Source organism: Streptomyces sp. NBC_00154 (assembly GCF_026342835.1).
Classification (GTDB): Bacteria; Actinomycetota; Actinomycetes; order Streptomycetales; family Streptomycetaceae; genus Streptomyces.
In genome coordinates this window covers 2,556,030-2,576,111 of record NZ_JAPEMI010000001.1, presented here as the reverse complement: position 1 = coordinate 2,576,111, position 20,082 = coordinate 2,556,030, and the positions used below count along the sequence as shown (strand labels likewise).

Genomic DNA, 20,082 nt, shown 5'->3' with positions numbered 1-20,082 from the left:
CGTGGACACGGTCGAGGACCGTGTCCGTCGGATGAGACACCCGCTCCGGCCTGTGGACCACCTAACGGCGGATCAGCCCAGCTCCACCGGCAGGTCGTACAGGTCGTTCTGGGTGACGATCGGCTTGTTCCGCAGCTCGGAGGCCGGGACGGCGAGTTCCAGATCCGGGAACCGCTCGTACAGCGCGGGCAGCGCCACCCCCGCCTCCAGCCGCGACAGCGCCGCCCCGGGGCACACATGCGGGCCGTGGCCGAACGCGATGTGGCGGTTGGGGGAGCGGGTGACATCGAAGTCACCGGCGGTCGGCCCGTACTGCGCCTCGTCGCGGCCCAGCGCACCGAAGGAGACGATCAGCGCCTCGCCCTTCGGCAGCACCTTGTCGCCGACTTCGACGTCCTCCGTGGCGAACCGGATCAGCACATGCGAGGTCGGGGTGTTCCAGCGCAGGGTCTCCTCGATCACGTTCTCCCACGGCACCTCCCCGCCGAGCACCTGCTTGCGCTGCTCGGGGTGGGTCTGGAGTGCCACGACCGCGTTCACGATCAGGCTGATCGTGGTCTCGTGGCCGGCCGCGATGATCAGCTGGAGGGTGTTGACGATCTCCTCGTCGGTGAGGTGGTCGCCGTCCTCGGAGGCCGCGATCAGGGCGCTCGTCAGATCGTCGCCCGGGTTCTCGCGCTTGGCGTCGACGATCTTCGTGAAGAGGGCGCCGAGGTCCGCCATCATCTGCGGGACCTCCTCCGGCGGCGTCTGCGTCGAGAAGAACTTCTCGAACAGCTCCTTCAGCCGCGGGTGGTCGGCGGCGTCCACGCCCATCAGCTCGCTGATCACGTTCATCGGCAGCGGGTACGCGAACTCCGCCTTCAGGTCGATCTGCTCGCCCCGGGGCAGCGCCGACAGCCGGTCCAGGCTCGCCGTCGTCAGCGCCTCGATGCCGGCCCGCAGCCGCTCCACCCGCTTCACGGTCAGCGCCTGTGCGACCAGGGTGCGCAGCCGGCGGTGGTCCGCGCCGTCGACCGTCAGCATGGAACGGCCCGGGTTGGCGAGGCCGATCAGCGGCCAGTCCATCGGTATCTCGCCGCGCTGCCAGGCGCTCCAGACATTGATGTCCTTGACGACCCGGCTGTCGGTGAGCAGTTGCCGCGCCTCGGCGTGGTGGGTGACCGCGTAGCAGTGCACCCCGCCCGGCAGCTCCACCTCGGCGAGCGGACCCGCCGCGCGCAGCCGGGCGCTCTCGCCGTCGAGATCGGTGACGAAGGGGTCAAGGGCGATCCGGGTCATCAATGGCCTCCAAGGGCGGGAGTGGGAGTGAACGTCACGGGCAGGTCCGTCAGGCCCCGCAGCCAGGGGGACGGGCGCCGGGTCAGCTGTTCGGCGGGGACGGCGAGGTCGAGGTCCGGCAGCCGGTCCAGCAGCACCTCGATGCCGGTACGGGCGATGACCTCGGCGGTCTCCTGGGCCGGGAACGGGCAGCGGTGCTCGCCGTGGCCGAAGGAGAGAAACGCGTTGTTGCCGCCGGTCAGGGACGAGCCGTCGGTGCGGACCTGCGGATCCCCGTTGGCGGCGGCGATGCCGAGCAGCAGCAGGTCGCCCGCCTGGATGTGACGGCCGCCGAGGTGGGTGTCGCGCGACGCCCAGCGGCCCGCCACGTTCTGCGTCGGGGTGTCCTCCCAGAGGACCTCGTTCATGGCCTCGGCGACGCTGTGCCGACCGCCCGACAGGGACGCGGCGAACCGGTCGTCGGTGAGCATCAGCCGTAGCGAGTTGCCCATCCAGTCGGCGGTCGGCTGGTGGCCCGCGGCCATCATGACCATCAGGTCCTGGGCGATTTCCTCGTCGGTGAAGCCGCCGGGGTCGGCGAGCATCCGGGTGGCGACGTCGTCGGCGGGCTCGGCGTTCTTGTCGACCAGCAGCTGGACCATGGACGAGGCGAGGTGCTGCTGCCCGGCGAGGGCCCGCTCGCGGCCGTCGATCATGTCGTTGATCGAGCCGACGAGCGCAAATCCGGTGTCGCTGCCGAAGCCGTAGATCTTCGCCAGGACGAGCGCCGGGAGCAGCATCGCGTAGTCGGCGATGATGTCGGTCCCGCCCTTGGAGCAGAACCGGTCGATGAGCGTGTCCGCGAAGTCCTCCGCGTACCGCTTCAGCGCGAACGGGTCGACGGCCTCCAGCGCGTTGCTGATCATCGCGGCACGCTCGGTGTGGCGCGGGCCGACCGTGTACAGGATCGACGGCTGCTTGCGGCCGATCATCGGCAGCAGCGGCCAGTCGTCCGGAATGCGGTCCCACTGGTTCCACAGGTCGGAGTCGCGGCTGAACAGCACCGGGTCGTTGGTCAGCTGGTGCAGTTCGCGGTAGCCGAGGACGAGCCAGGCGGGTACGTCGCCGTCGAGGACGACGGGCGCCACGGCTCCGTGGTCGCGGCGCATCTCCCGGTACAGCCGGGTCGGTTCGGTCTGGAACCGGGGGCCCGAGAGCGGCGCGGGGCCGTGCGGGACGGGGCAGCCGGCGGGGGGCGCCGGGGGCTGAGTCACGAGCTGGGCTCCGGGGTCTTCTGCGGTGCGGGCTCCGGCGCGCTCTCCGGACGGGCGGCGGACGGGGCGGACACCTTGCCCTGCGCGAGCGCATGGAGGTGCTCGACCAGCGTGATCAGTACGTACTTGCTCGACGAACGGTCCCGGGCGTCGCACTCCACCAGGGGTATGTCGTCCGAGAGGTCGAGCGCCTCACGTATCTGCTGTTCGGTGTGGAGCGGGCCGCCGAAGTCGTTGCACGCCACGATGAACGGCGTGCCGTGGTGCTCCAGGCGGTCGATCGCGTACCAGGAGTCGGCGAGCCGACGGGTGTCGACGAGGACGACGGCGCCGAGCGTGCCCGAGAACAGCCGGTCCCACAGGAACCAGAAGCGCTCCTGACCGGGTGCGCCGAACAGGTACAGCACCGAGCGTTCGTCGAGCGTGATCCGGCCGAAGTCGAAGGCGACGGTCGTGGACGATTTCGCGTGCACCCCGTCGAGACGGTCGACGGCCTCGCCCGCGCGGGTCATGGTCTCTTCCGTGTTCAGCGGACGGATCTCGCTGACGGATCGGACCATGGTGGTCTTGCCGACGCCGAAGCCGCCGACGACGACGATCTTCAGTCCGTTGTCGGCCGTCGCCTGCAGGGCGGAACGGTCAGAGGTTGCGGAGTCCAACGAGCACCTGTTCCAGGATGTCGGGGTCGGGGAACCGGTCCGCGACACGGGCGGTACGGGGGTGACGGGCGCTGATCCGGCCGGTGGCCAGCAGATCGGACAGCATGATCCGGACGATGCTGACCGGCAGGCCGAGGCCCGCCGCGATCTCCACGACCGCGGTGGGGCGCTCGCACATGCGCAGGATGGTGACGTGCTCCGACTGCATGCCGGGGGACGGCTCGCATTCGGAGACCACCAGCGTCACCAGGTCGAACGCGTCCGAATCGGACCGGCTGCGGCCACCGGTGAGGGTGTACAGCCGGTCCGGACCGTCGTCCCGGCCGGGTCGGGGGCGGGTCATACGTCGGCGGTCGCGTCGACGGTGGCAGCCGGGTCCGCGGTGGAGCGCGGCGGGGTACTGAGGTGCTCGCCGAGCTGTTCGACGAGCTCGCTCATGTTGTGCCCGATGAGGCCGACGTCGGCGTCCTCGGAGGCGACGACCGCGAGATGGGCGCCCGCGCCCGCCTCGACGATGAACAGCACGCCGCCGTAGAACTCGGCCATCGCGGACCGTACGCCGCCGGTGCCGTCACCGAACTCGACGGACGCGCCGTGCGAGAGGCTCTGGATGCCGGCCGAGATCGCGGCCAGCTGGTCGGCCTGGTCGACGGAGAGCTCGGGGGTGCGGCACAGCTTGAGGCCGTCCCTGGAGAGGACGAGGGCATGCCGGGTGCCGGGGGTGCGCTCCAGGAGCCCCTCCAGCAGCCAGTTGAGCTTCTCGTCGGTGGTCGCGGTCATCGGGTGTTGCCTTCCGGGTGCGGGGAATTGGGCCGTACAGCCTGGCGGAAGCTGCTGAAGCGCGCTGCCTGTTCCTTGGGGCCGGCGGTACGGGGCCGGGGAGTTGCGGTGGCGCCGTCGGTCCGGGCGCGGGCCTCGGCGGCGGCGAGGGTGCGGCCGCGGGTGCGTTTGGGCAGTCCGCTCTCGCCGGTGGCGGGCTCGGGCTCGGCGTCGGTGCCGGTCTCTGTGCCGGGCTCAGCGCCGGTGCCGGCGTCGGCCTTCGGTGCCGTGCCCGTCGCGTCGTGGGCGGGTTCCGACCCGGCGGCCGGCGCGAGGGGCGGTGTCGCGGTGACCGGGGCGGGTGCCGGAACGGCCACCGGGGTCCGGGTGATGAGCTCCTGCGGGAGCATCATCAATGCCCCCGTGCCGCCCCGCGCGGACGGCCGGAACGACACCGTCAGACCGTGCTTGCGGGCCAGCCGGCCGACGACGGCCAGGCCGAGCCGGGTGCCGGACAGCCCGGCCAGGTCCTGGTCGGTCGCGGACACCGCGCGCTCGGCGCGCCGCAACTGCACATCGCTCATCACCAGACCGCTGTCCTCGACAGTCAGCACGACACCGGCCGGCACCTCCTCGACGTACACATGGACTTCCGCGGTGGGCGGCGAGAAGTTGGCAGCGTTGTCAAGGAGTTCGGCGAGGGCGTGCATGACACCCTCGGCGGCGTGGCCGGCGATCGCGACATCACTGGTCGAGTGGAGACGTACTCGCTGATAGCCGCCGATCCGGCCCATCGCGCCGCGCAGGATGGACTCCATCACGATCGGCTTCGCCCAGCGGCGCCCGGAGCGGGCACCGGTCAGCACGGCGATGGAGTCGGCCACCCGGCCGACCTGGGCGGTGCGGTGGTCCAGGTGCAGCAGATCCCCGAGGATGTCCTCGGCGGAGTGCCGGTGCTCCATCTCGCGCAGGTCGGCGAGCATGCTCGTGGCCAGGGCCTGCATCCGGCCCGCGGCATTGGCGCATGCGGCGACCGCGGCGGAGCGCTCGGTGGCGCTGCGGGCCGCGCGGGCGGTCAGCTGTTCCACCTCGGCGCCCAGCCGGCCGGCCTCGGCGGCCGCCTGCTCGGTGATCCGGGCGGTCTCGGCCGAGGCGGCGGCCTTGATCCTGGCCGTCTCCGCGGTGAACCGCTGGGCCTCGGCCGCGGACGTCGACACCAGCCGCGAGGTCTCCGCGGTGAACCGCTCGGCCTCCACCGCGTGACGCGCGCGCAGCAGGCGCATGGTGACCCGGGCGTGCACGGCGGCGGCCACGGCGACCGAGAGCAGCACGGCGGCGGCGCCCGCCCCCCAGGCCAGCGGGGTCCTTACCGAGGCGGGGGCGGCGACGACCGCCCACAGGCAGCAGGAGCCGGTGACGGCCACCGAGACCAGCAGGGCCAGTGCGGTCGGCCTGGATGAGGAGCGCAAGCGGAGTCCTTGGGGGCGGACGGTGACGGACAGGGCGAATCCGGACAGTTCGGCGCGGGCGAGGGTGAAGGCGATAACTGGAGCTGATAATTCCTAATCAAGTCGAGGTCACTATATGAGAATTGACGATCTGTTTGGGAAGCGCTTGCGGCTTTCTTTGTTACGTATGTGACTACGGGACGGCGCATTCCGACGTATTCCGACGTACTGACGTATTCAGGGGAAACGCGAGGGGCGGCAGCTCCAGTGGCGCGGTCGGCGGGACGATCGACGGCATCCTGGGCGCATGACCGACGAGCAGATGCGGACCTCTCTTGTGCGGGCCCTTTCCAGCGCCGTGCGTGGAGAGGTGGAGTTCGACGCCGCCGCACGGGCGCTGATGACGATGGACGCCTCGAACTACCGTCGCGTACCGCTCGGCGTCGTCGCCCCGCGCGACGCCGACGACATCGCCGCCGCGCTCGCCGTCTGCCGCGCGCACGAGGTGCCCGTGGTCCCGCGCGGCGGCGGTACCTCCATCGCCGGGCAGGCCACCGGCACCGGTGTGGTCCTCGACCTCACCCGCCACCTGCGGTCGATCGTGGAGCTGGACGCCGGGGTCCGCACGGCCGTCGTCCAGCCGGGCGTGATCCTGGACGACCTGCGCCGCGCCGCCGCACCGCACGGCCTCACGTTCGGCCCGGACCCGTCCACGCACAGCCGCTGCACACTCGGCGGGATGATCGGCAACAACTCCTGCGGCTCGCACTCGGTGGCCTGGGGCACCACCGCCGACAACGTCGAAGCGCTGACCGTCGCCCGCTACGGCGGCGACACGCTGCGGCTGGGCCGCGGCCGGTGGGACGGCGCGCCCGCCGGCCTGCGCGAACTGGCCGGCAGCCACCTCGCCCTGCTGCGCACCGGCTTCCCCGAACTCCCGCGCCGCATCTCCGGGTACGCCCTCGACGCCCTGCTGCCGGAGCGCGGACCGGACCTCGCCCGCGCCTTCTGCGGCAGCGAGGGGACGCTCGGCGTGGTGACGGAGGCGACCGTGCGGCTGGTCGAGGCGCCCGAGGCCCGCGCCCTCGCCGTACTCGGGTACGCCGACGAGTCCGCGGCCGCCGAAGCCGCCCCCGGCCTCCTCCCGTACTGCCCCCTGACGGTCGAGGGCATGGCCGCCGATCTCGTACGCGAACCGGCCGGTCTGCCGCGCGGCGGAGCCTGGCTCTTCGTCGAGACGGGCGGCGCCACCCCGGCCGAGGCACGGGCACGCGCCGCACAAATCCTGCGGGCGGCCGACGCGTTGGACGCGGCCGTCGTCACCGACCCGGCCGGGCAGCGGGTCCTGTGGCGCATCCGGGAGGACGCATCCGGCACGGCGACGCGGATGCCCGACGGCAGTGAGGCCTGGCCCGGCTGGGAGGACTGCGCCGTACCGCCCGCCCGCCTCGGCCCCTATCTGCGCGAATTCCGCGCCCTGCTCACGGCACACGGGCTGCGCGGCACACCGTACGGACACTTCGGCGACGGCTGCATCCATGTGCGGATCGACTTCGACCTGCTGAGCGGTGACGGCGTGGCCCGGTTCCGCCGCTTCTCCGAGGAGCTGGCCACGCTTGTCGTCGCGCACGGCGGATCGCTGAGCGGGGAACACGGCGACGGGCAGGCCCGGGCCGAACTGCTTCCCCGCATGTACGGGGACGAACTCGTCGCTCTCTTCGGGAGGTTCAAGGACCTCTGGGATCCGGACGGCGGCATGAACCCCGGTGTGCTCGCCCGCCCTGCCCGCCTCGACGAGAACCTCCGCTTCGACGTCCTGCCGACGCGCCCGGTGGACGTCACCTTCGGCTACCCGCACGACGGCGGCGACTTCTCGGCGGCCGTACGACGGTGTGTCGGCGTCGCGAAGTGCCGTACGGCGCAGGCGCCGGGCACGGGCGTGATGTGCCCGTCGTTCCGGGCGACCGGCGAGGAGGCGCACTCCACCCGCGGCCGGGCCCGGCTGCTGCACGAGATGCTCGCGGGTGAGGTGATCACGGACGGATGGCGGTCGAAGGAGGTCCGGGACGCGCTCGACCTGTGCCTGTCCTGCAAAGGATGCCGCAGCGACTGCCCGGTGGGCGTGGACATGGCCACGTACAAGGCGGAGTTCCTGCACCACCACTACCGGGGGCGGCTGCGCCCTGCCACCCACTACGTGATGGGCCGGCTGCCGGGGTGGCTGCGGCTCGCGGCCCCGTTCGCGCCCGTGCTGAACCTGCTGGCCCGGATCCGCCCGCTCGCCGCACTGGCGAAACGGCTCGCGGGCATCGCTGCGGAGCGGACGATTCCGGTGCTGGCGGGGGAGACGTTCACCCGGTGGGCGGTCAAGCGCGGGGGCCGGGGGACGGTGCTCCTTTCGAGCGACCAGGTGGTGACGGTCTGGCCGGACACCTTCACCAACCACCTCTCCCCGGAGGTCGGCAGGGCGGCTGTCCGGGTCCTGGAGGCGGCGGGCCGGACGGCCCTGTACCCGGGGCGGGGGGTGTGCTGCGGCCTCACCTACGTATCGACGGGCCAGCTGGACAAGGCCCGCAGGGTCATGCGCCGCACGCTGGACCGGATGGGGGCCTCCCTCGGCGACCCGCTCGTCGTCCTCGAACCGAGCTGCGCCGCCACCCTCCGTACGGACCTTCCGGAACTCCTCCCCGACGACCCCCGAGCCGCCGAACTCGCCGCCTCCGTACGCACTTTGGCCCAGTACCTGGAGGAGTACGCCCCCGACTGGCAGCCACCGCGCCTGGACCGCCCGGTCGTCGGCCAGACCCACTGCCACCAGCACGCCGTCCTCGGCGACGCGGCGGAACGACGGCTGCGCGAACGCGCCGGACTGGAAGGGGAACTGACCGGTGGCTGCTGCGGACTGGCGGGCAACTTCGGTTTCGAACGAGGCCACTGGGGGGTGTCGGTGGCATGCGCGGAGGAGCAGCTGCTGCCGTCGGTACGGAGCGCGGAGCCCGGCACGGACATCCTGGCTGACGGCTTCTCCTGCCGGACCCAGCTGGCACAGCTGGCAGGCGTGCGGTCGAGACACCTGGCAGAGCTGCTGGCAGAAGGCCTGAACAGTACCGACACCCACCCGGTCTGACCCCAGCCCCTGCGGCGCCCCGCCCCGGGCCCTGGCGGCAACACCCCAAGTCCGTGCGGCGATCGAGCAGCGGGGCTCCGGGGCGGAGCCCCGGGTTCGGGAAGGGGCGAGGTGGGGAACAGAACCGCCCCGCCCCGCGCGCCATCAGCCCGTGGCGGCCGCCCGCGCCACCGCCGCCACCAACCGCTCGTTCTCCGGCGCCGCCCCGCCGGGAAACGCATACCGCCGCCGTGTGTACCCGTACGCCACCCCACTGGCCGGATCCGCGAACGCCTGCGCCCCCGCCGCACCGCAGTGCCCGAACGCCCCCTCGCCCAGCGACGGATACGGCACGGACGGCCGCTCGAAGCCGAGCCCGAAGTGGTCCTCCTCGCCGGTCACCAGGTCGGTGCCCACCGCGTGCGGCCGGGCGACCTCGGCGAGCGTCTCCGCCTTGAGCAGCGGGGCCCGGCCGTCCACCTCCGAGATGGCGGCCGCGTACATCCCGGCCAGCCCGCGCGCGGAGCCCACACCACCCACCGAGGCCGGGCCGAGCGCCCGCACGGACGGCTTGTTGATCCACGCGATCAGGTCGGTCGGGTAGTTGAAGGCGACGGCCCTGAGACTCTTCGGATCGATCGGGTCGAGCGCGAGCCCGGCCGCCTGCTCCGGGGTGGGTGCCATCGGCCGGATGGCGACGTAGCGCGCCTCGAGCGCCTCGGGCTGCCCCAGAAAGAAGTCCGGCCCGTACGGGGCCCTGATCCGCTCCTCGAAGAGCTCCTGGATGGACTGACCGGTGACCCGGCGCACCACTTCACCGGTGAGGGCCCCGATCACCAGGCCGTGATACCCGTAGGCCGTGCCGGGCGTCCAGAACGGCTTCTGTTCCGCCAGCCGGGCGGCGAGCAGCCGGTCGTCGGCCAGCTCCTCGTCGCTGAACCCGCCCTCCACCCCGATCGCTCCGGAGGCGTGCGCGAGCAGCTGCCGCAGTGTCAGCTCGCCCTTGCCCTCGGCGGCGAACGCGGGCCAGTAGGAGGCGACCGTACGGTCCAGGTCGAGAACGCCGTCCTGGATCAGCAGCGCGACGACCAGGTGCGCAGCGCCCTTGGTGGACGAGTACACGGCGGGCAGTGAATCCGCCTCGATCCCGTCCCCGGCCCACAGATCGACGACCGTCCGGCCGTGCAGCCGCACTGCGAGCTGGGACCCGGGCTCGGTGGTGTCCTCGGCGAGTACGGCGGCGTAGGCGTCCCGTACGCCTTCGAAGCCCGGTGCGACCGTGCCGTGCACGGTGATGTCGTTCGTCAAGGTGATCCCCCAGGTGTCGGCCGGCCTGTGTCCGGCTTTCACAGCACCCCAACTCCCTTGTTGTGCGGGGAAATTCCCTCAACCGGTGATGTCTTCTCCAATGATTTCCCGGGCCATTTCGGCGAGCTTCGGCAGCGCCGGATGGCCGGGCGCGTCGCGGCGGGCGAGCAGCAGCGGCACGGTCGGGGCGTCGACGAGCGGGCGGTAGGCGACCCCGGCGTGCGGATGCATGTCGGCGGTGGAGGCGACCGACACCCCGGATCCGCGCCCGGCCGCGATGGCGGTCAGCCAGTCGTCGGTGTTGGCGACGGTGAGGGTGGCGGCGGGCCGGGCGTGCGGCGGCCACAGGTCGACGGTGGTGGTGCCGGAGACGGTGTTGAGGACGACCGTGCCGTCCGCGAGATCGGCGAGACGGAGCGTGGTGTGTGCGGCGAGCGGCCCGTCCGCGGTCACCGCCGCCACCCGGTCCTCGCTGAACAGCACCTCGGTGACGAGCCCCGGCGCGTCGACGGGCCCGCGCAGCAGCGCCGCGTCGACCTCGCCTCGGGTGAGCCCGGCCGTGCGGTCGTCGATCCGCAGCAGTTCGAGAGGGGTCTCCGGGTACCGCTCGTGCCAGCCGCGGAGCAGCGGTGTGGTGTACGGGCCGAACGCGGACCAGGCGTGTCCGAGCCGCAGCGGCCAGTGGCGCAGGCCGCCGGAGTCGACCGCCTCGTCGAAGGCGGCGACCGCGGCGGCCGCCTTGTCGCGGAAGACGACGCCCTCGGGGGTGAGAGCGAGGTGATGGGTGGAGCGGTCCACGAGACGGACGCCGAGATGCTGCTCAAGGGCGGCGAGGGTGCGGGAGACGGCGGGCTGGGTGAGCCGGAGCGCGGCTGCGGCGCGTGTGACGTTGCCCGCATTGGCGACGGCGAGGAAGGCCCGCAAGTGGCGCAGCTCGACGCTGCGGCCCTGTCCTGTGCTCATGCGTCGGCAGCATAACGGGAGCGCATTCGGCATTTCACGCGCCGCGCGGAGGTCTCTACCGTAAAGAAACGGTCGATGCCGCAAGAGTGCAGTATCTTCAATCGCGTAGTGCAATGAAGTGAACCCGACCCTGCTCAGCCCATCGAGGACGAAGGCCGCCACGTGAACGACCAGCGCAGTGCCGCAGAGCCGGCCGCAGCAGCCGTCGCCGTACCGGAGGCGGTGTCCGCCCTCGACGGGGGCCCTGTACGTCCGGGCGGCCGCAGGGCGGCGCTCGCCCCGGTGGCCCTGGTGGTCGCGGGCGGCCTCTCCGTGCAGTTCGGCTCGGCGGTCGCGGCCCTGCTGATGCCGCGGGCCGGTGCGCTCGGGGTGGTCACGCTCCGGCTGGTGGTCGCCGCGGTCGTCCTGCTGGTCGTCTGCCGCCCGAAGCTGCGCGGCCACTCGCGGGCCGACTGGGGCACGGTGGTCGCGTTCGGCATCGCCATGGGCGCCATGAACATGCTCTTCTACCAGGCTCTCGACCGCATTCCGCTGGGCGCGGCCGTCACCCTGGAGGTGCTCGGCCCGCTGGCGCTCTCGGTGATCGCCTCCCGCCGCCTGATCAACTTTGTCTGGGCGGGGCTCGCGCTGGGCGGGGTGTTCCTGCTGGGCGGCGGAGGCTTCGACCGGCTGGACCCGCTCGGTGCGGCGTTCGCGCTGGGTGCGGGGGCGATGTGGGCGACGTACATCGTCTTCAGCGCCCGCACCGGCCGCCGCTTCCCGCAGGCCGACGGTCTGGCCCTGGCGATGGTGGTCGCCGCAGTGCTGTCACTGCCGCTGGGCATCCTGGAATCCGGCGCGAAGCTGGCGGTCCCGTCGACACTGGCGATGGGTGCGGCGGTGGCGCTGATGAGCTCGGTGCTCCCGTACACCCTCGAACTGATGGCGCTGCGCCGGCTGCCCGCGCACACATTCGCCGTACTGATGAGCCTGGAACCGGCCATCGCGGCGACGGCCGGCTTCCTCATCCTCGACCAGGCCCTGACGGCCACCGACGCGCTGGCGATCGCGCTGGTCATCGGGGCGAGCATGGGTGCGGTCCGCAGCCAGGTGGGCGCCGGCCGCCGCGCGAAGGCGAATTCCTGAGGGCTGCCGTCACCATCCGCAGGCCGCGTCCAGGTCCCAGACCGAATCCGCCAGTTCGGCCGGAGACGTCGGCCAGCCGGAGGCGTGCCAGTGGGCGATCCGCCAGGACAGGCGGCGGGGCCAGACCGGGGTGGTGGGCAGGTCGGAGACCGGTACCCAGGCCGGGACGCCACCGTAGTTGTCCAGGGTCTCCGGTTCGCCCACCTCGCCCTCCGCCTCCATCGTGAAGTAGTGGCCCCGGGTGCCGCCCCGCCAGATCCGGGCCACCTCGCGTACGACCGTTCCGTGCAGGCCGGTTTCCTCCCGGAGTTCGCGGACCGCCGCCACCTCCGGTGTCTCGCCGGCTTCGACGCCGCCGCCCGGGATCTCGTAGTGGCAGCCGTCGTCCCCGGGGAAGTGGATCAGCAGCATCCGCCGGTCGCGGATGACGATCGCGCCGCCGCGGACCCGGGTCGGTTCGGCTGCCGTCGGGTCGTCCAGGGCGGCCGTGTCCTGCGGGGGAGCTCCCTGCGACCACGCGCGCAGGACGCTCTCCGCCGTGCCGACCGGGCGGATCCGGGCGTGCAGCGCCTCGGCCAGGGAGAGCGCGGCCGATGTGCCCCCGGTGGCCCGGCCGTCGGCGCGGAAGGAACCCGGGGCGCCGCCCGGGAAGGAGTAGTAGATGCCGGTCTCGTCCCGATACTGCTCCAGGACAAGCCTGTTGTCGTCGAAACGCACACCCGTGGTGCGAGGTTCGTCAGTCATCGGCGGAGGCTAGCAGCCGGGTCCCGGCCCGGCCGTGGAGCCGGATGCATCAAATAATGCAAGCATGCTTGCTTGTTTCCTGGTCCGCTGACATGCTCCTGGGCACACCGCCACGCCCCGAGGGGAGCGCACCGTGTCCGATGCCGCAGCCGTGCTCGACGATCTGCGCAGCGAGAGCGACGAACTCGACCTGCTGGTAGCGGAGTTGAGCGCCGACCAGTGGGCCGGACCGACCCCCGCCGAGCGCTGGACCGTCGCCCACCAGATCGCCCATCTGACCTGGACCGACGAGGTCGCCCTGCTCGCCGTCACCGACCCAAACGCCTTCGCGGCGGAGGTCGCCAAGGCGCAGGCGGCACCCGACAGCTTCGTCGACCAGGCCGCCGAGGTGCTCGTGGCCGTGGAGCCGGCCGCGCTGCTCGCCCGCTGGCGCGACGGACGCCACCGGCTCCAACGAGCCCTGCGCGCCGCCCCGCCCGGCACCCGCATCCCCTGGTACGGGCCGCCCATGAGCGTCGCGTCCATGGCGACCGCGCGGCTGATGGAGACCTGGGCGCACGGGCAGGACATCGCCGACGCCCTCGGCGCCGTACGCGCCCCGACCGCCCGGCTGCGCCACATCGCCCGGATCGGGGTGCGGGCCCGTGACTACGCGTTCCTCGTACGGGGGATCAAGGCGCCCGATGAGGAGTTCCACGTCGAACTCGAAGCCCCCGACGGTGAGGTGATCGCATTCGGGCCCGAGGATGCCGGACAGCGGGTCACCGGACCGCTGCACGACTTCTGCCTCCTCGTCACCCAGCGCGCCCACCGCGACGACCTCGCCGTCCGTGCCTTCGGGGCCGACGCCGACCAGTGGCTGGACATCGCCCAGGCCTTCGCCGGCCCACCCGGCCCCGGCCGCGCACCCGGGGGCGGTGCACGGGGCGGCGCCCGATGACCGCCGCACCGCTGCGGATCGGGAACGCCTCCGGGTTCTACGGCGACCGCTTCGACGCCGTACGCGAGATGCTCACCGAGGGCCCCCTCGACGTCCTCACCGGCGACTATCTCGCCGAGCTGACCATGCTCATCCTCGGGCGCAGCCGGCTCAAGGACCCCGCCCGCGGCTACGCCACCACCTTTCTGCAGCAGCTCGAAGAAGGCCTCGGGCTCGCCCACGAGCGCGGTGTGAAGATCGTCGCCAATGCCGGGGGGCTCAACCCGGCCGCACTCGCCGGAGCCGTCGCCGAGCTGGCACGCAAGGTGGGCGTGCCGGTCCGGGTCGCGCATGTCGAGGGCGACAGCCTGCCCGTGCCCGACGGGTTCCTCACCGCCAACGCCTACCTCGGCGGCCACGGCATCGCCGCCTGCCTGCGCGCCGGGGCCGATGTCGTCGTCAGCGGCCGGGTCACCGACGCCGCCCTCGTCACCGGACCCGCCGCCGCCCACTTCGGCTGGGGGCCGGACGACCACGACGCACTCGCCGGGGCCGTCGTCGCCGGGCACGTCCTGGAGTGCGGCACCCAGGCCACCGGCGGGAACTACTCCTTCTTCCGCGGCCACGACATCCGCCGGCCCGGCTTCCCGCTTGCCGAGATCCACGCCGACGGGTCGTCCGTCATCACCAAGCACGACGGCACGGGCGGCTTCGTCGACGTCGGGACCGTCACCGCCCAGCTCCTCTACGAGACCGGGGGCGCCCGGTACGCCGGGCCGGACGTGACCGCCCGGCTCGACACCGTGAGCCTGACCCAGGACGGGCCGGACCGGGTCCGGATCTCCGGGGTGCGCGGCGAGGCCCCGCCGCCCACCCTCAAGGCGGGGCTCACCCGGCTCGGCGGCTGGCGCAACGAGGTCGTCTTCGTGCTCACCGGACTCGACATCGAGGCCAAGGCACAGCTGGTGCAGGACCAGTTCGCGCAGGCGCTCACCCGGTCCCGTACCGGGCCGCCCGACGAGGTGCGGTGGGAGCTGGCCCGTACCGACAGGGCCGACGCCGACACCGAGGAGACCGCCGGCGCCCTGCTCCGGCTCGTCGTCCGCGACCAGGACCCGGAGGCCGTCGGAAGGTCGGTCTCCGGGGCCGCGATCGAGCTGGCCCTGGGCAGCTACCCGGGCTTCCACGTCACCGCCCCGCCCGGCAAGGGCGCGCCTTACGGAGTGTTCGAGGCGAGGTACGTACCGGCGGAAGACGTCGAGCACATCGCCGTGGGGCCGGACGGGCGACGGGAGCGGGTGGCACCACCCGTACGGACAAAGGCGCTCGAGGACGTGGACGAGCCCGCTCTCCCCGAACCCCTGCCCGCCGGGCCGACCCAGCGCACCCCCCTCGGGCGCATCGCCGGGGCGCGGAGCGGCGACAAGGGCGGTGACGCCAACATCGGCATCTGGGTCCGCACCGACGACGCCTGGCGCTGGCTGGCGCACGAACTGACCGTCGAACGCTTCCAGGAACTGCTGCCCGAAACAGCCGAGTTGACCGTCGTCCGGCACATCCTGCCGAACCTCCGCGCGCTGAACTTCGTCGTCCACGGCCTGCTCGGCGAAGGCGTCGCCGCACAGGCCCGCTTCGATCCGCAGGCCAAGGCGGTGGGGGAGTGGCTGCGGTCCCGGCACCTCCCCATCCCCGTGACCCTGCTCGAAACCACCGACGCACCGGAGGCGCACGCATGACCGTCCTGGCCACCGGGCTCGACACCACGAGTCCCGAATACGCCGCGAACCGCGCCACCATGCTCGACCGGATCGACGAGCTCGACACCGAGCACGGCAAGGCACTCGAGGGCGGCGGCGAGAAGTACGTCGAACGGCACCGGGGGCGCGGCAAGCTCCTCGCCCGGGAGCGGATCGAGCTGCTGATCGATGCCGACACACCGTTCCTCGAGCTGTCGCCGCTCGCCGCCTGGGGCAGCGAGTACGCCGTGGGCGCCTCGCTCGTCACGGGCATCGGGGTCGTCGAGGGCGTGGAGTGCCTGATCACCGCCAACGACCCGACCGTACGCGGTGGCGCCTCCAACCCCTGGACCCTGAAGAAGGCCCTGCGCGCCAACGAGATCGCCTTCGCCAACCGGCTGCCCTGCATCAGCCTCGTCGAGTCCGGCGGGGCCGATCTGCCGTCCCAGAAGGAGATCTTCATCCCCGGCGGCGCACTGTTCCGGGACCTCACCCGGCTCTCCGCCGCCGGTATCCCCACTGTCGCGGTCGTCTTCGGGAACTCCACGGCCGGCGGGGCATACGTCCCCGGCATGTCCGACCACACCGTCATGATCAAGGAACAGTCGAAGGTCTTCCTCGGCGGACCACCGCTGGTGAAGATGGCGACCGGCGAGGAGAGCGACGACGAGTCCCTCGGCGGCGCCGACATGCACGCCCGCACCTCCGGACTCGCCGACCACTTCGCCGTCGACGAGCACGACGCGCTGCGCCAGGCACGGCGGATCGTCGCCCGGCTCAACTGGCGCAAGGCCCACGCCGATCCGGGACCCGCCGAACCGCCTAAGTACGACGAGGACGAGCTGCTCGGGATCGTGCCGGGGGATCTCAAGATCCCGTTCGATCCGCGCGAGGTGATCGCCCGGCTCGTCGACGGCTCCGACTTCGACGCGTTCAAACCGCTGTACGGGACGAGCCTGGTCACCGGATGGGCGCGGCTGCACGGCTACCCCGTCGGCATCCTCGCCAACGCGCAAGGCGTGCTGTTCAGCGAGGAGTCGCAGAAGGCCGCCCAGTTCATCCAGCTCGCCAACCAGCGCGACATCCCCCTCCTCTTCCTGCACAACACCACCGGCTACATGGTCGGCAAGGAGTACGAGCAGGGCGGCATCATCAAACACGGCGCGATGATGATCAACGCAGTGTCCAACTCCAGGGTCCCGCACCTGTCCGTGCTGATGGGCGCCTCCTACGGGGCCGGGCACTACGGCATGTGCGGGCGCGCCTACGACCCCCGCTTCCTCTTCGCCTGGCCGAGCAGCAAGTCCGCCGTGATGGGCCCGCAGCAGCTTGCGGGTGTGCTGTCCATCGTCGCCCGGGCCTCCGCCGCCGCGAAGGGACGGCCCTACGACGACGAGGCCGACGCCGGGCTGCGCGCCATGGTGGAGCAGCAGATCGAGTCCGAGTCGCTGCCGATGTTCCTCTCCGGGCGGCTGTACGACGACGGGGTCATCGACCCGCGCGACACCAGGACCGTCCTCGGGATCTGCCTGTCCGCGATCCACACCGCCCCGGTCGAAGGCGCCCGCGGCGGCTTCGGCATCTTCCGGATGTGAGGCCGACCATGATCAGCACCCTGCTCGTCGCCAATCGGGGCGAGATCGCCTGCCGGATCTTCCGCACCTGCCGTGCACTGGGCATCGCCACCGTCGCCGTGTACTCGGACGCGGACGCCGACGCACTGCACGTCAGGGAGGCCGACACCGCCGTACGGCTGCCGGGGGCCGCGCCCGCCGACACCTATCTGCGCGGCGATCTCGTCGTACGTGCCGCGCGCACGGCGGGCGCCGACGCCGTGCACCCCGGCTACGGCTTCCTCTCCGAGAACGCCGGGTTCGCCCGGGCCGTGCAGGACGCCGGGCTCGTCTGGGTCGGCCCGCCGGTCAAGGCCATCGAGATGATGGCGTCCAAGACCCGGGCCAAGGAACTCATGGCCGCCGCCGGGGTGCCGCTGCTCGCACCCGTCGACCCGGCGCAGGCGACCGCAGGTGACCTGCCGCTGCTGCTGAAGGCCGCGGCGGGCGGCGGCGGGCGCGGCATGCGGGTCGTACGTGAACTGGGCGCACTGCCGGGCGAGATGGCGGCCGCCACGGCCGAGGCCGCGAGCGCCTTCGGCGACGGCGAAGTCTTCGCCGAGCCCTACGTCGAACGAGGCCGGCATGTCGAGGTCCAGATCATGGCCGACGCACACGGCACCGTATGGGCGCTCGGCACCCGCGACTGCTCGCTCCAGCGCCGCCACCAGAAGGTCATCGAGGAGGCCCCCGCACCCGGCCTCGACGACGCGCTGCGCACCCGGCTGCACGACGCGGCGACCGCAGCGGCCCGCGCCGTCGGCTACCGGGGCGCGGGCACCGTCGAGTTCCTCCTCGCCGCCGACGGACGCCCGTACTTCCTGGAAATGAACACCCGCCTCCAGGTCGAACACCCCGTCACCGAAGCCGTCTTCGGGCTCGACCTCGTCGCCCTGCAACTGTCCGTCGCCGAAGGCGAACCCCTCCCCACCACGCCCCCGACCCCGCACGGGCACGCCGTCGAGGCCCGGCTCTACGCGGAGGACCCGGCCCGCGACTGGCAGCCACAGACCGGAGCACTGCTCACGCTGGACGTACCGGACGAACCCGGTCTGCGCCTCGACACCGGATACACCGGCGGCGACACCATCGGCATCCACTACGACCCGATGCTCGCCAAGGTCATCGCCCACGCCCCCACCCGCGCCCAAGCCGTACGGCTCCTCGCCCGCTCCCTGGAACGCACCCGCATCCACGGCCCGGTCACCAACCGCGAGCTGCTCGTACGGTCCCTGCGCCACCCGGACTTCACCGGCGCCCGCCCCGACACCGGCTTCTACGACCGTCACCTGGACGCCCTCACCCGCACCCCGGGCGACAACGCGGACCGGCACCTCGCGGCCCTCGCCGCCGCCGCCCACGCCGCCCGGCACCCGGACGCCGTCGGCACATCCCGCTTCGGCGGCTGGCGCAACCTCCCCTCCCAGCCGCAGATCAGGCGCTACCGCAGCGAACCCGACGGCGCCGAACACGAGATCGCCTACCGCACCACCCGCAGCGGCGCGATCGACACCCCCGGCGCCCGGATCCTCACCGCCACCCCCGGACACGTCACCGTCGAAACCGACGACGGCGTCACCCACCACTTCCGCCTCGCCACCCACCACGACCGGGTCCACGTGGACGGCGCCACCGGCACGCACAGCTTCACCGCCCTCCCCCGCTTCACCGACCCCACCGAACGCACCGAACCCGGCTCCCTGCTCGCCCCCATGCCCGGTACCGTCGTCCGGCTCGCCGACGGCCTCGCACCCGGCACCACCGTCCGGGCCGGGCAGCCCCTCATCTGGCTGGAGGCGATGAAGATGGAACACCGCATCCTCGCCCCCGCCTCCGGCACCCTCACCGCGCTCCATGCCGCACCCGGCCTCCAGGTGGAGGTCGGCGCCCTGCTCGCCGTCGTGCAAGACGCACAGGAGGAACCGACCCCATGAGCACCGTCCTCGAAACCGAAGAGCAGCAAGCCCTGCGCGCTGCCGTCGCCGCACTCGGAAAGCGGTACGGGCGCGACTACATGACCTCCGTCGTACGCGACGGCGCCCACCCCCGCGAACTGTGGACCGAAGCCGCCAAGCTCGGCTACCTGGGGGTCAACCTCCCCGAGGAGTACGGCGGCGGAGGCGGCGGCATGGCCGAACTCTCCATAGTCCTGGAAGAACTGGGAGCGGCAGGATCGCCCCTCCTCATGATGATCGTCTCCCCGGCGATCTGCGGCACCGTCATCGCCCGCTTCGGCACCGACACCCAGAAACAGCAGTGGCTCCCCGGCCTCGCCGACGGCACCCTCATCATGGCCTTCGGCATCACCGAACCCGACGCCGGCTCCAACTCCCACCGCATCACCACCACCGCCCGCCGCGACGGCGAGGACTGGCTGCTCACCGGGCGGAAAGTGTTCGTCTCCGGCGTCGACATCGCCGACGCCACCCTCATCGTCGGGCGCACCGAGGACGCCAGGACCGGCAAGCTCAAGCCCTGCCTCTTCATCGTCCCGCGCGACGCCCCCGGATTTCAGCGCTCACAGATCGACATGGAACTCCAGGCACCGGAGAAGCAGTTCGAACTGGTCCTCGACGACGTGCGGCTGCCCGCCGACGCCCTCGTCGGAGGGGGTACCTCCCGCTCGAGCGAAGCCGAGAGCGGGGGAGAGGACGCGGGCCTCCTCCAGCTCTTCGCCGGACTCAACCCCGAACGCATCATGACCGCCGCCTTCGCCCTCGGCATGGGCCGGTACGCCCTCGGCCGCGCCGTCGACTACGCGCGGACCCGACAGGTGTGGAAGGAGCCCATCGGCTCCCACCAGGCCATCGCCCACCCCCTCGCCCAGGCGCACATCGAACTCGAACTGGCCCGCCTGATGATGCAGAAGGCCGCCAGGCTCTACGACGAGGGCGACGACATCGGCGCGGGCGAAGCCGCCAACATGGCCAAGTACGCCTCCGCCGAGGCCTGCGTGAAAGCCGTCGACCAGGCCGTGCACACCCTCGGCGGCAACGGCCTCACCCGCGAATACGGCATCGCTTCCCTGATCACCGCAGCCCGCGTCGCCCGGATCGCACCCGTCAGCCGGGAAATGATCCTGAACTACGTTTCCCACCAGTCCCTGGGTCTCCCCAAGTCGTACTGACACAGGGGACTCTGTCCCTCCAGCCGCCGTTCGAAGGGACC

16 protein-coding genes are annotated in these 20,082 nt (G+C 72.2%); 7 read left to right on the top strand and 9 right to left on the bottom strand.

Annotated elements, in window-relative coordinates; translation table 11 throughout:
• Window positions 1-72: 72 nt before the first annotated feature.
• From OHA03_RS11430 to OHA03_RS11405, 6 genes are read right to left on the bottom strand one after another with little or no spacing between them, the layout of a single operon-like run.
• Window positions 73-1,281: a cytochrome P450 gene (locus tag OHA03_RS11430; RefSeq protein WP_267003316.1), complete on the bottom strand. Its 1,209-nt coding sequence runs from the start codon at window positions 1,279-1,281 to the stop codon at window positions 73-75.
• Complete coding sequence (locus OHA03_RS11425; RefSeq protein WP_267003314.1) at window positions 1,281-2,534, bottom strand: cytochrome P450; 1,254 nt, start codon at window positions 2,532-2,534, stop codon at window positions 1,281-1,283. The genes OHA03_RS11430 and OHA03_RS11425 overlap by 1 nt, the downstream gene beginning before the upstream one ends.
• Window positions 2,531-3,193 (bottom strand): ATP/GTP-binding protein, encoded by a 663-nt coding sequence (locus OHA03_RS11420; RefSeq protein ID WP_267003312.1) that lies wholly within the window; start codon window positions 3,191-3,193, stop codon window positions 2,531-2,533. Before OHA03_RS11420 ends, OHA03_RS11425 begins: the two co-directional genes overlap by 4 nt.
• Window positions 3,174-3,536 (bottom strand): DUF742 domain-containing protein, encoded by a 363-nt coding sequence (locus tag OHA03_RS11415; RefSeq protein ID WP_267003310.1) that lies wholly within the window; start codon window positions 3,534-3,536, stop codon window positions 3,174-3,176. The genes OHA03_RS11420 and OHA03_RS11415 overlap by 20 nt, the downstream gene beginning before the upstream one ends.
• A complete protein-coding gene (locus OHA03_RS11410) occupies window positions 3,533-3,973 on the bottom strand; it encodes a roadblock/LC7 domain-containing protein (protein ID WP_267003308.1) in 441 nt (146 codons plus the stop codon). Before OHA03_RS11410 ends, OHA03_RS11415 begins: the two co-directional genes overlap by 4 nt.
• On the bottom strand, window positions 3,970-5,421 hold the full coding sequence (locus tag OHA03_RS11405) for an ATP-binding protein (RefSeq protein WP_267003306.1): 1,452 nt from the start codon (window positions 5,419-5,421) through the stop codon (window positions 3,970-3,972). The genes OHA03_RS11410 and OHA03_RS11405 overlap by 4 nt, the downstream gene beginning before the upstream one ends.
• Before the next feature lie 286 nt (window positions 5,422-5,707).
• On the opposite strand from OHA03_RS11405, the gene OHA03_RS11400 reads away from it, so the two are divergent.
• Window positions 5,708-8,527, top strand: a complete 2,820-nt coding sequence (locus OHA03_RS11400) for an FAD-binding and (Fe-S)-binding domain-containing protein (protein WP_267003304.1) — start codon at window positions 5,708-5,710, stop codon at window positions 8,525-8,527.
• Window positions 8,528-8,671: 144 nt separating this feature from the next.
• On the opposite strand, the gene OHA03_RS11395 is transcribed toward OHA03_RS11400, so the two are convergent.
• A complete protein-coding gene (locus OHA03_RS11395; RefSeq protein ID WP_267008010.1) occupies window positions 8,672-9,814 on the bottom strand; it encodes a serine hydrolase domain-containing protein in 1,143 nt (380 codons plus the stop codon).
• A 78-nt stretch (window positions 9,815-9,892) separates the two neighbouring features.
• A complete protein-coding gene (locus OHA03_RS11390) occupies window positions 9,893-10,777 on the bottom strand; it encodes a LysR family transcriptional regulator (protein ID WP_267003302.1) in 885 nt (294 codons plus the stop codon).
• Between the two features lie 162 nt (window positions 10,778-10,939).
• On the opposite strand from OHA03_RS11390, the gene OHA03_RS11385 reads away from it, so the two are divergent.
• Complete coding sequence (locus OHA03_RS11385; protein ID WP_267003300.1) at window positions 10,940-11,902, top strand: DMT family transporter; 963 nt, start codon at window positions 10,940-10,942, stop codon at window positions 11,900-11,902.
• 9 nt (window positions 11,903-11,911) lie between these two features.
• Here OHA03_RS11385 and OHA03_RS11380 read toward each other — a convergent pair whose 3' ends face one another.
• Window positions 11,912-12,646, bottom strand: coding sequence for an NUDIX domain-containing protein (locus OHA03_RS11380; RefSeq protein ID WP_267003299.1), 735 nt, complete (start codon window positions 12,644-12,646; stop codon window positions 11,912-11,914).
• Between the two features lie 133 nt (window positions 12,647-12,779).
• Here OHA03_RS11380 and OHA03_RS11375 point away from each other — a divergent pair, with 133 nt between their 5' ends.
• From OHA03_RS11375 to OHA03_RS11355, 5 genes are read left to right on the top strand one after another with little or no spacing between them, the layout of a single operon-like run.
• Window positions 12,780-13,586 carry a TIGR03084 family metal-binding protein gene (locus OHA03_RS11375; RefSeq protein WP_267003298.1) on the top strand — a complete coding sequence of 269 codons (807 nt, stop codon included), beginning with the start codon at window positions 12,780-12,782 and terminating at the stop codon, window positions 13,584-13,586.
• Window positions 13,583-15,301, top strand: a complete 1,719-nt coding sequence (locus tag OHA03_RS11370; RefSeq protein WP_267003297.1) for an acyclic terpene utilization AtuA family protein — start codon at window positions 13,583-13,585, stop codon at window positions 15,299-15,301. Before OHA03_RS11375 ends, OHA03_RS11370 begins: the two co-directional genes overlap by 4 nt.
• Window positions 15,298-16,896, top strand: coding sequence for an acyl-CoA carboxylase subunit beta (locus OHA03_RS11365; protein ID WP_267003296.1), 1,599 nt, complete (start codon window positions 15,298-15,300; stop codon window positions 16,894-16,896). The genes OHA03_RS11370 and OHA03_RS11365 overlap by 4 nt, the downstream gene beginning before the upstream one ends.
• A gap of 8 nt (window positions 16,897-16,904) precedes the next feature.
• The gene (locus OHA03_RS11360) at window positions 16,905-18,848 is read left to right on the top strand and encodes a biotin carboxylase N-terminal domain-containing protein (protein ID WP_267003295.1); all 1,944 of its coding nucleotides are present in this window, start codon (window positions 16,905-16,907) and stop codon (window positions 18,846-18,848) included.
• On the top strand, window positions 18,845-20,041 hold the full coding sequence (locus OHA03_RS11355; RefSeq protein ID WP_267003294.1) for an acyl-CoA dehydrogenase family protein: 1,197 nt from the start codon (window positions 18,845-18,847) through the stop codon (window positions 20,039-20,041). The genes OHA03_RS11360 and OHA03_RS11355 overlap by 4 nt, the downstream gene beginning before the upstream one ends.
• The last annotated feature ends 41 nt before the right edge of the window (window positions 20,042-20,082 follow it).

Bases quoted from the DNA above. Each gene is read 5' to 3' on its own strand.
- OHA03_RS11430 (WP_267003316.1), bottom strand. From the start codon at position 1,281: ATGACCCGGATCGCCCTTGACCCCTTCGTCACCGATCTCGACGGCGAG.
- OHA03_RS11415 (WP_267003310.1), bottom strand. From the start codon at position 3,536: ATGACCCGCCCCCGACCCGGCCGGGACGACGGTCCGGACCGGCTGTAC.
- OHA03_RS11410 (WP_267003308.1), bottom strand. From the start codon at position 3,973: ATGACCGCGACCACCGACGAGAAGCTCAACTGGCTGCTGGAGGGGCTC.
- OHA03_RS11400 (WP_267003304.1), top strand. From the start codon at position 5,708: ATGACCGACGAGCAGATGCGGACCTCTCTTGTGCGGGCCCTTTCCAGC.
- OHA03_RS11390 (WP_267003302.1), bottom strand. From the start codon at position 10,777: ATGAGCACAGGACAGGGCCGCAGCGTCGAGCTGCGCCACTTGCGGGCC.
- OHA03_RS11380 (WP_267003299.1), bottom strand. From the start codon at position 12,646: ATGACTGACGAACCTCGCACCACGGGTGTGCGTTTCGACGACAACAGG.
- OHA03_RS11370 (WP_267003297.1), top strand. From the start codon at position 13,583: ATGACCGCCGCACCGCTGCGGATCGGGAACGCCTCCGGGTTCTACGGC.
- OHA03_RS11365 (WP_267003296.1), top strand. From the start codon at position 15,298: ATGACCGTCCTGGCCACCGGGCTCGACACCACGAGTCCCGAATACGCC.
- OHA03_RS11360 (WP_267003295.1), top strand. From the start codon at position 16,905: ATGATCAGCACCCTGCTCGTCGCCAATCGGGGCGAGATCGCCTGCCGG.
- OHA03_RS11355 (WP_267003294.1), top strand. From the start codon at position 18,845: ATGAGCACCGTCCTCGAAACCGAAGAGCAGCAAGCCCTGCGCGCTGCC.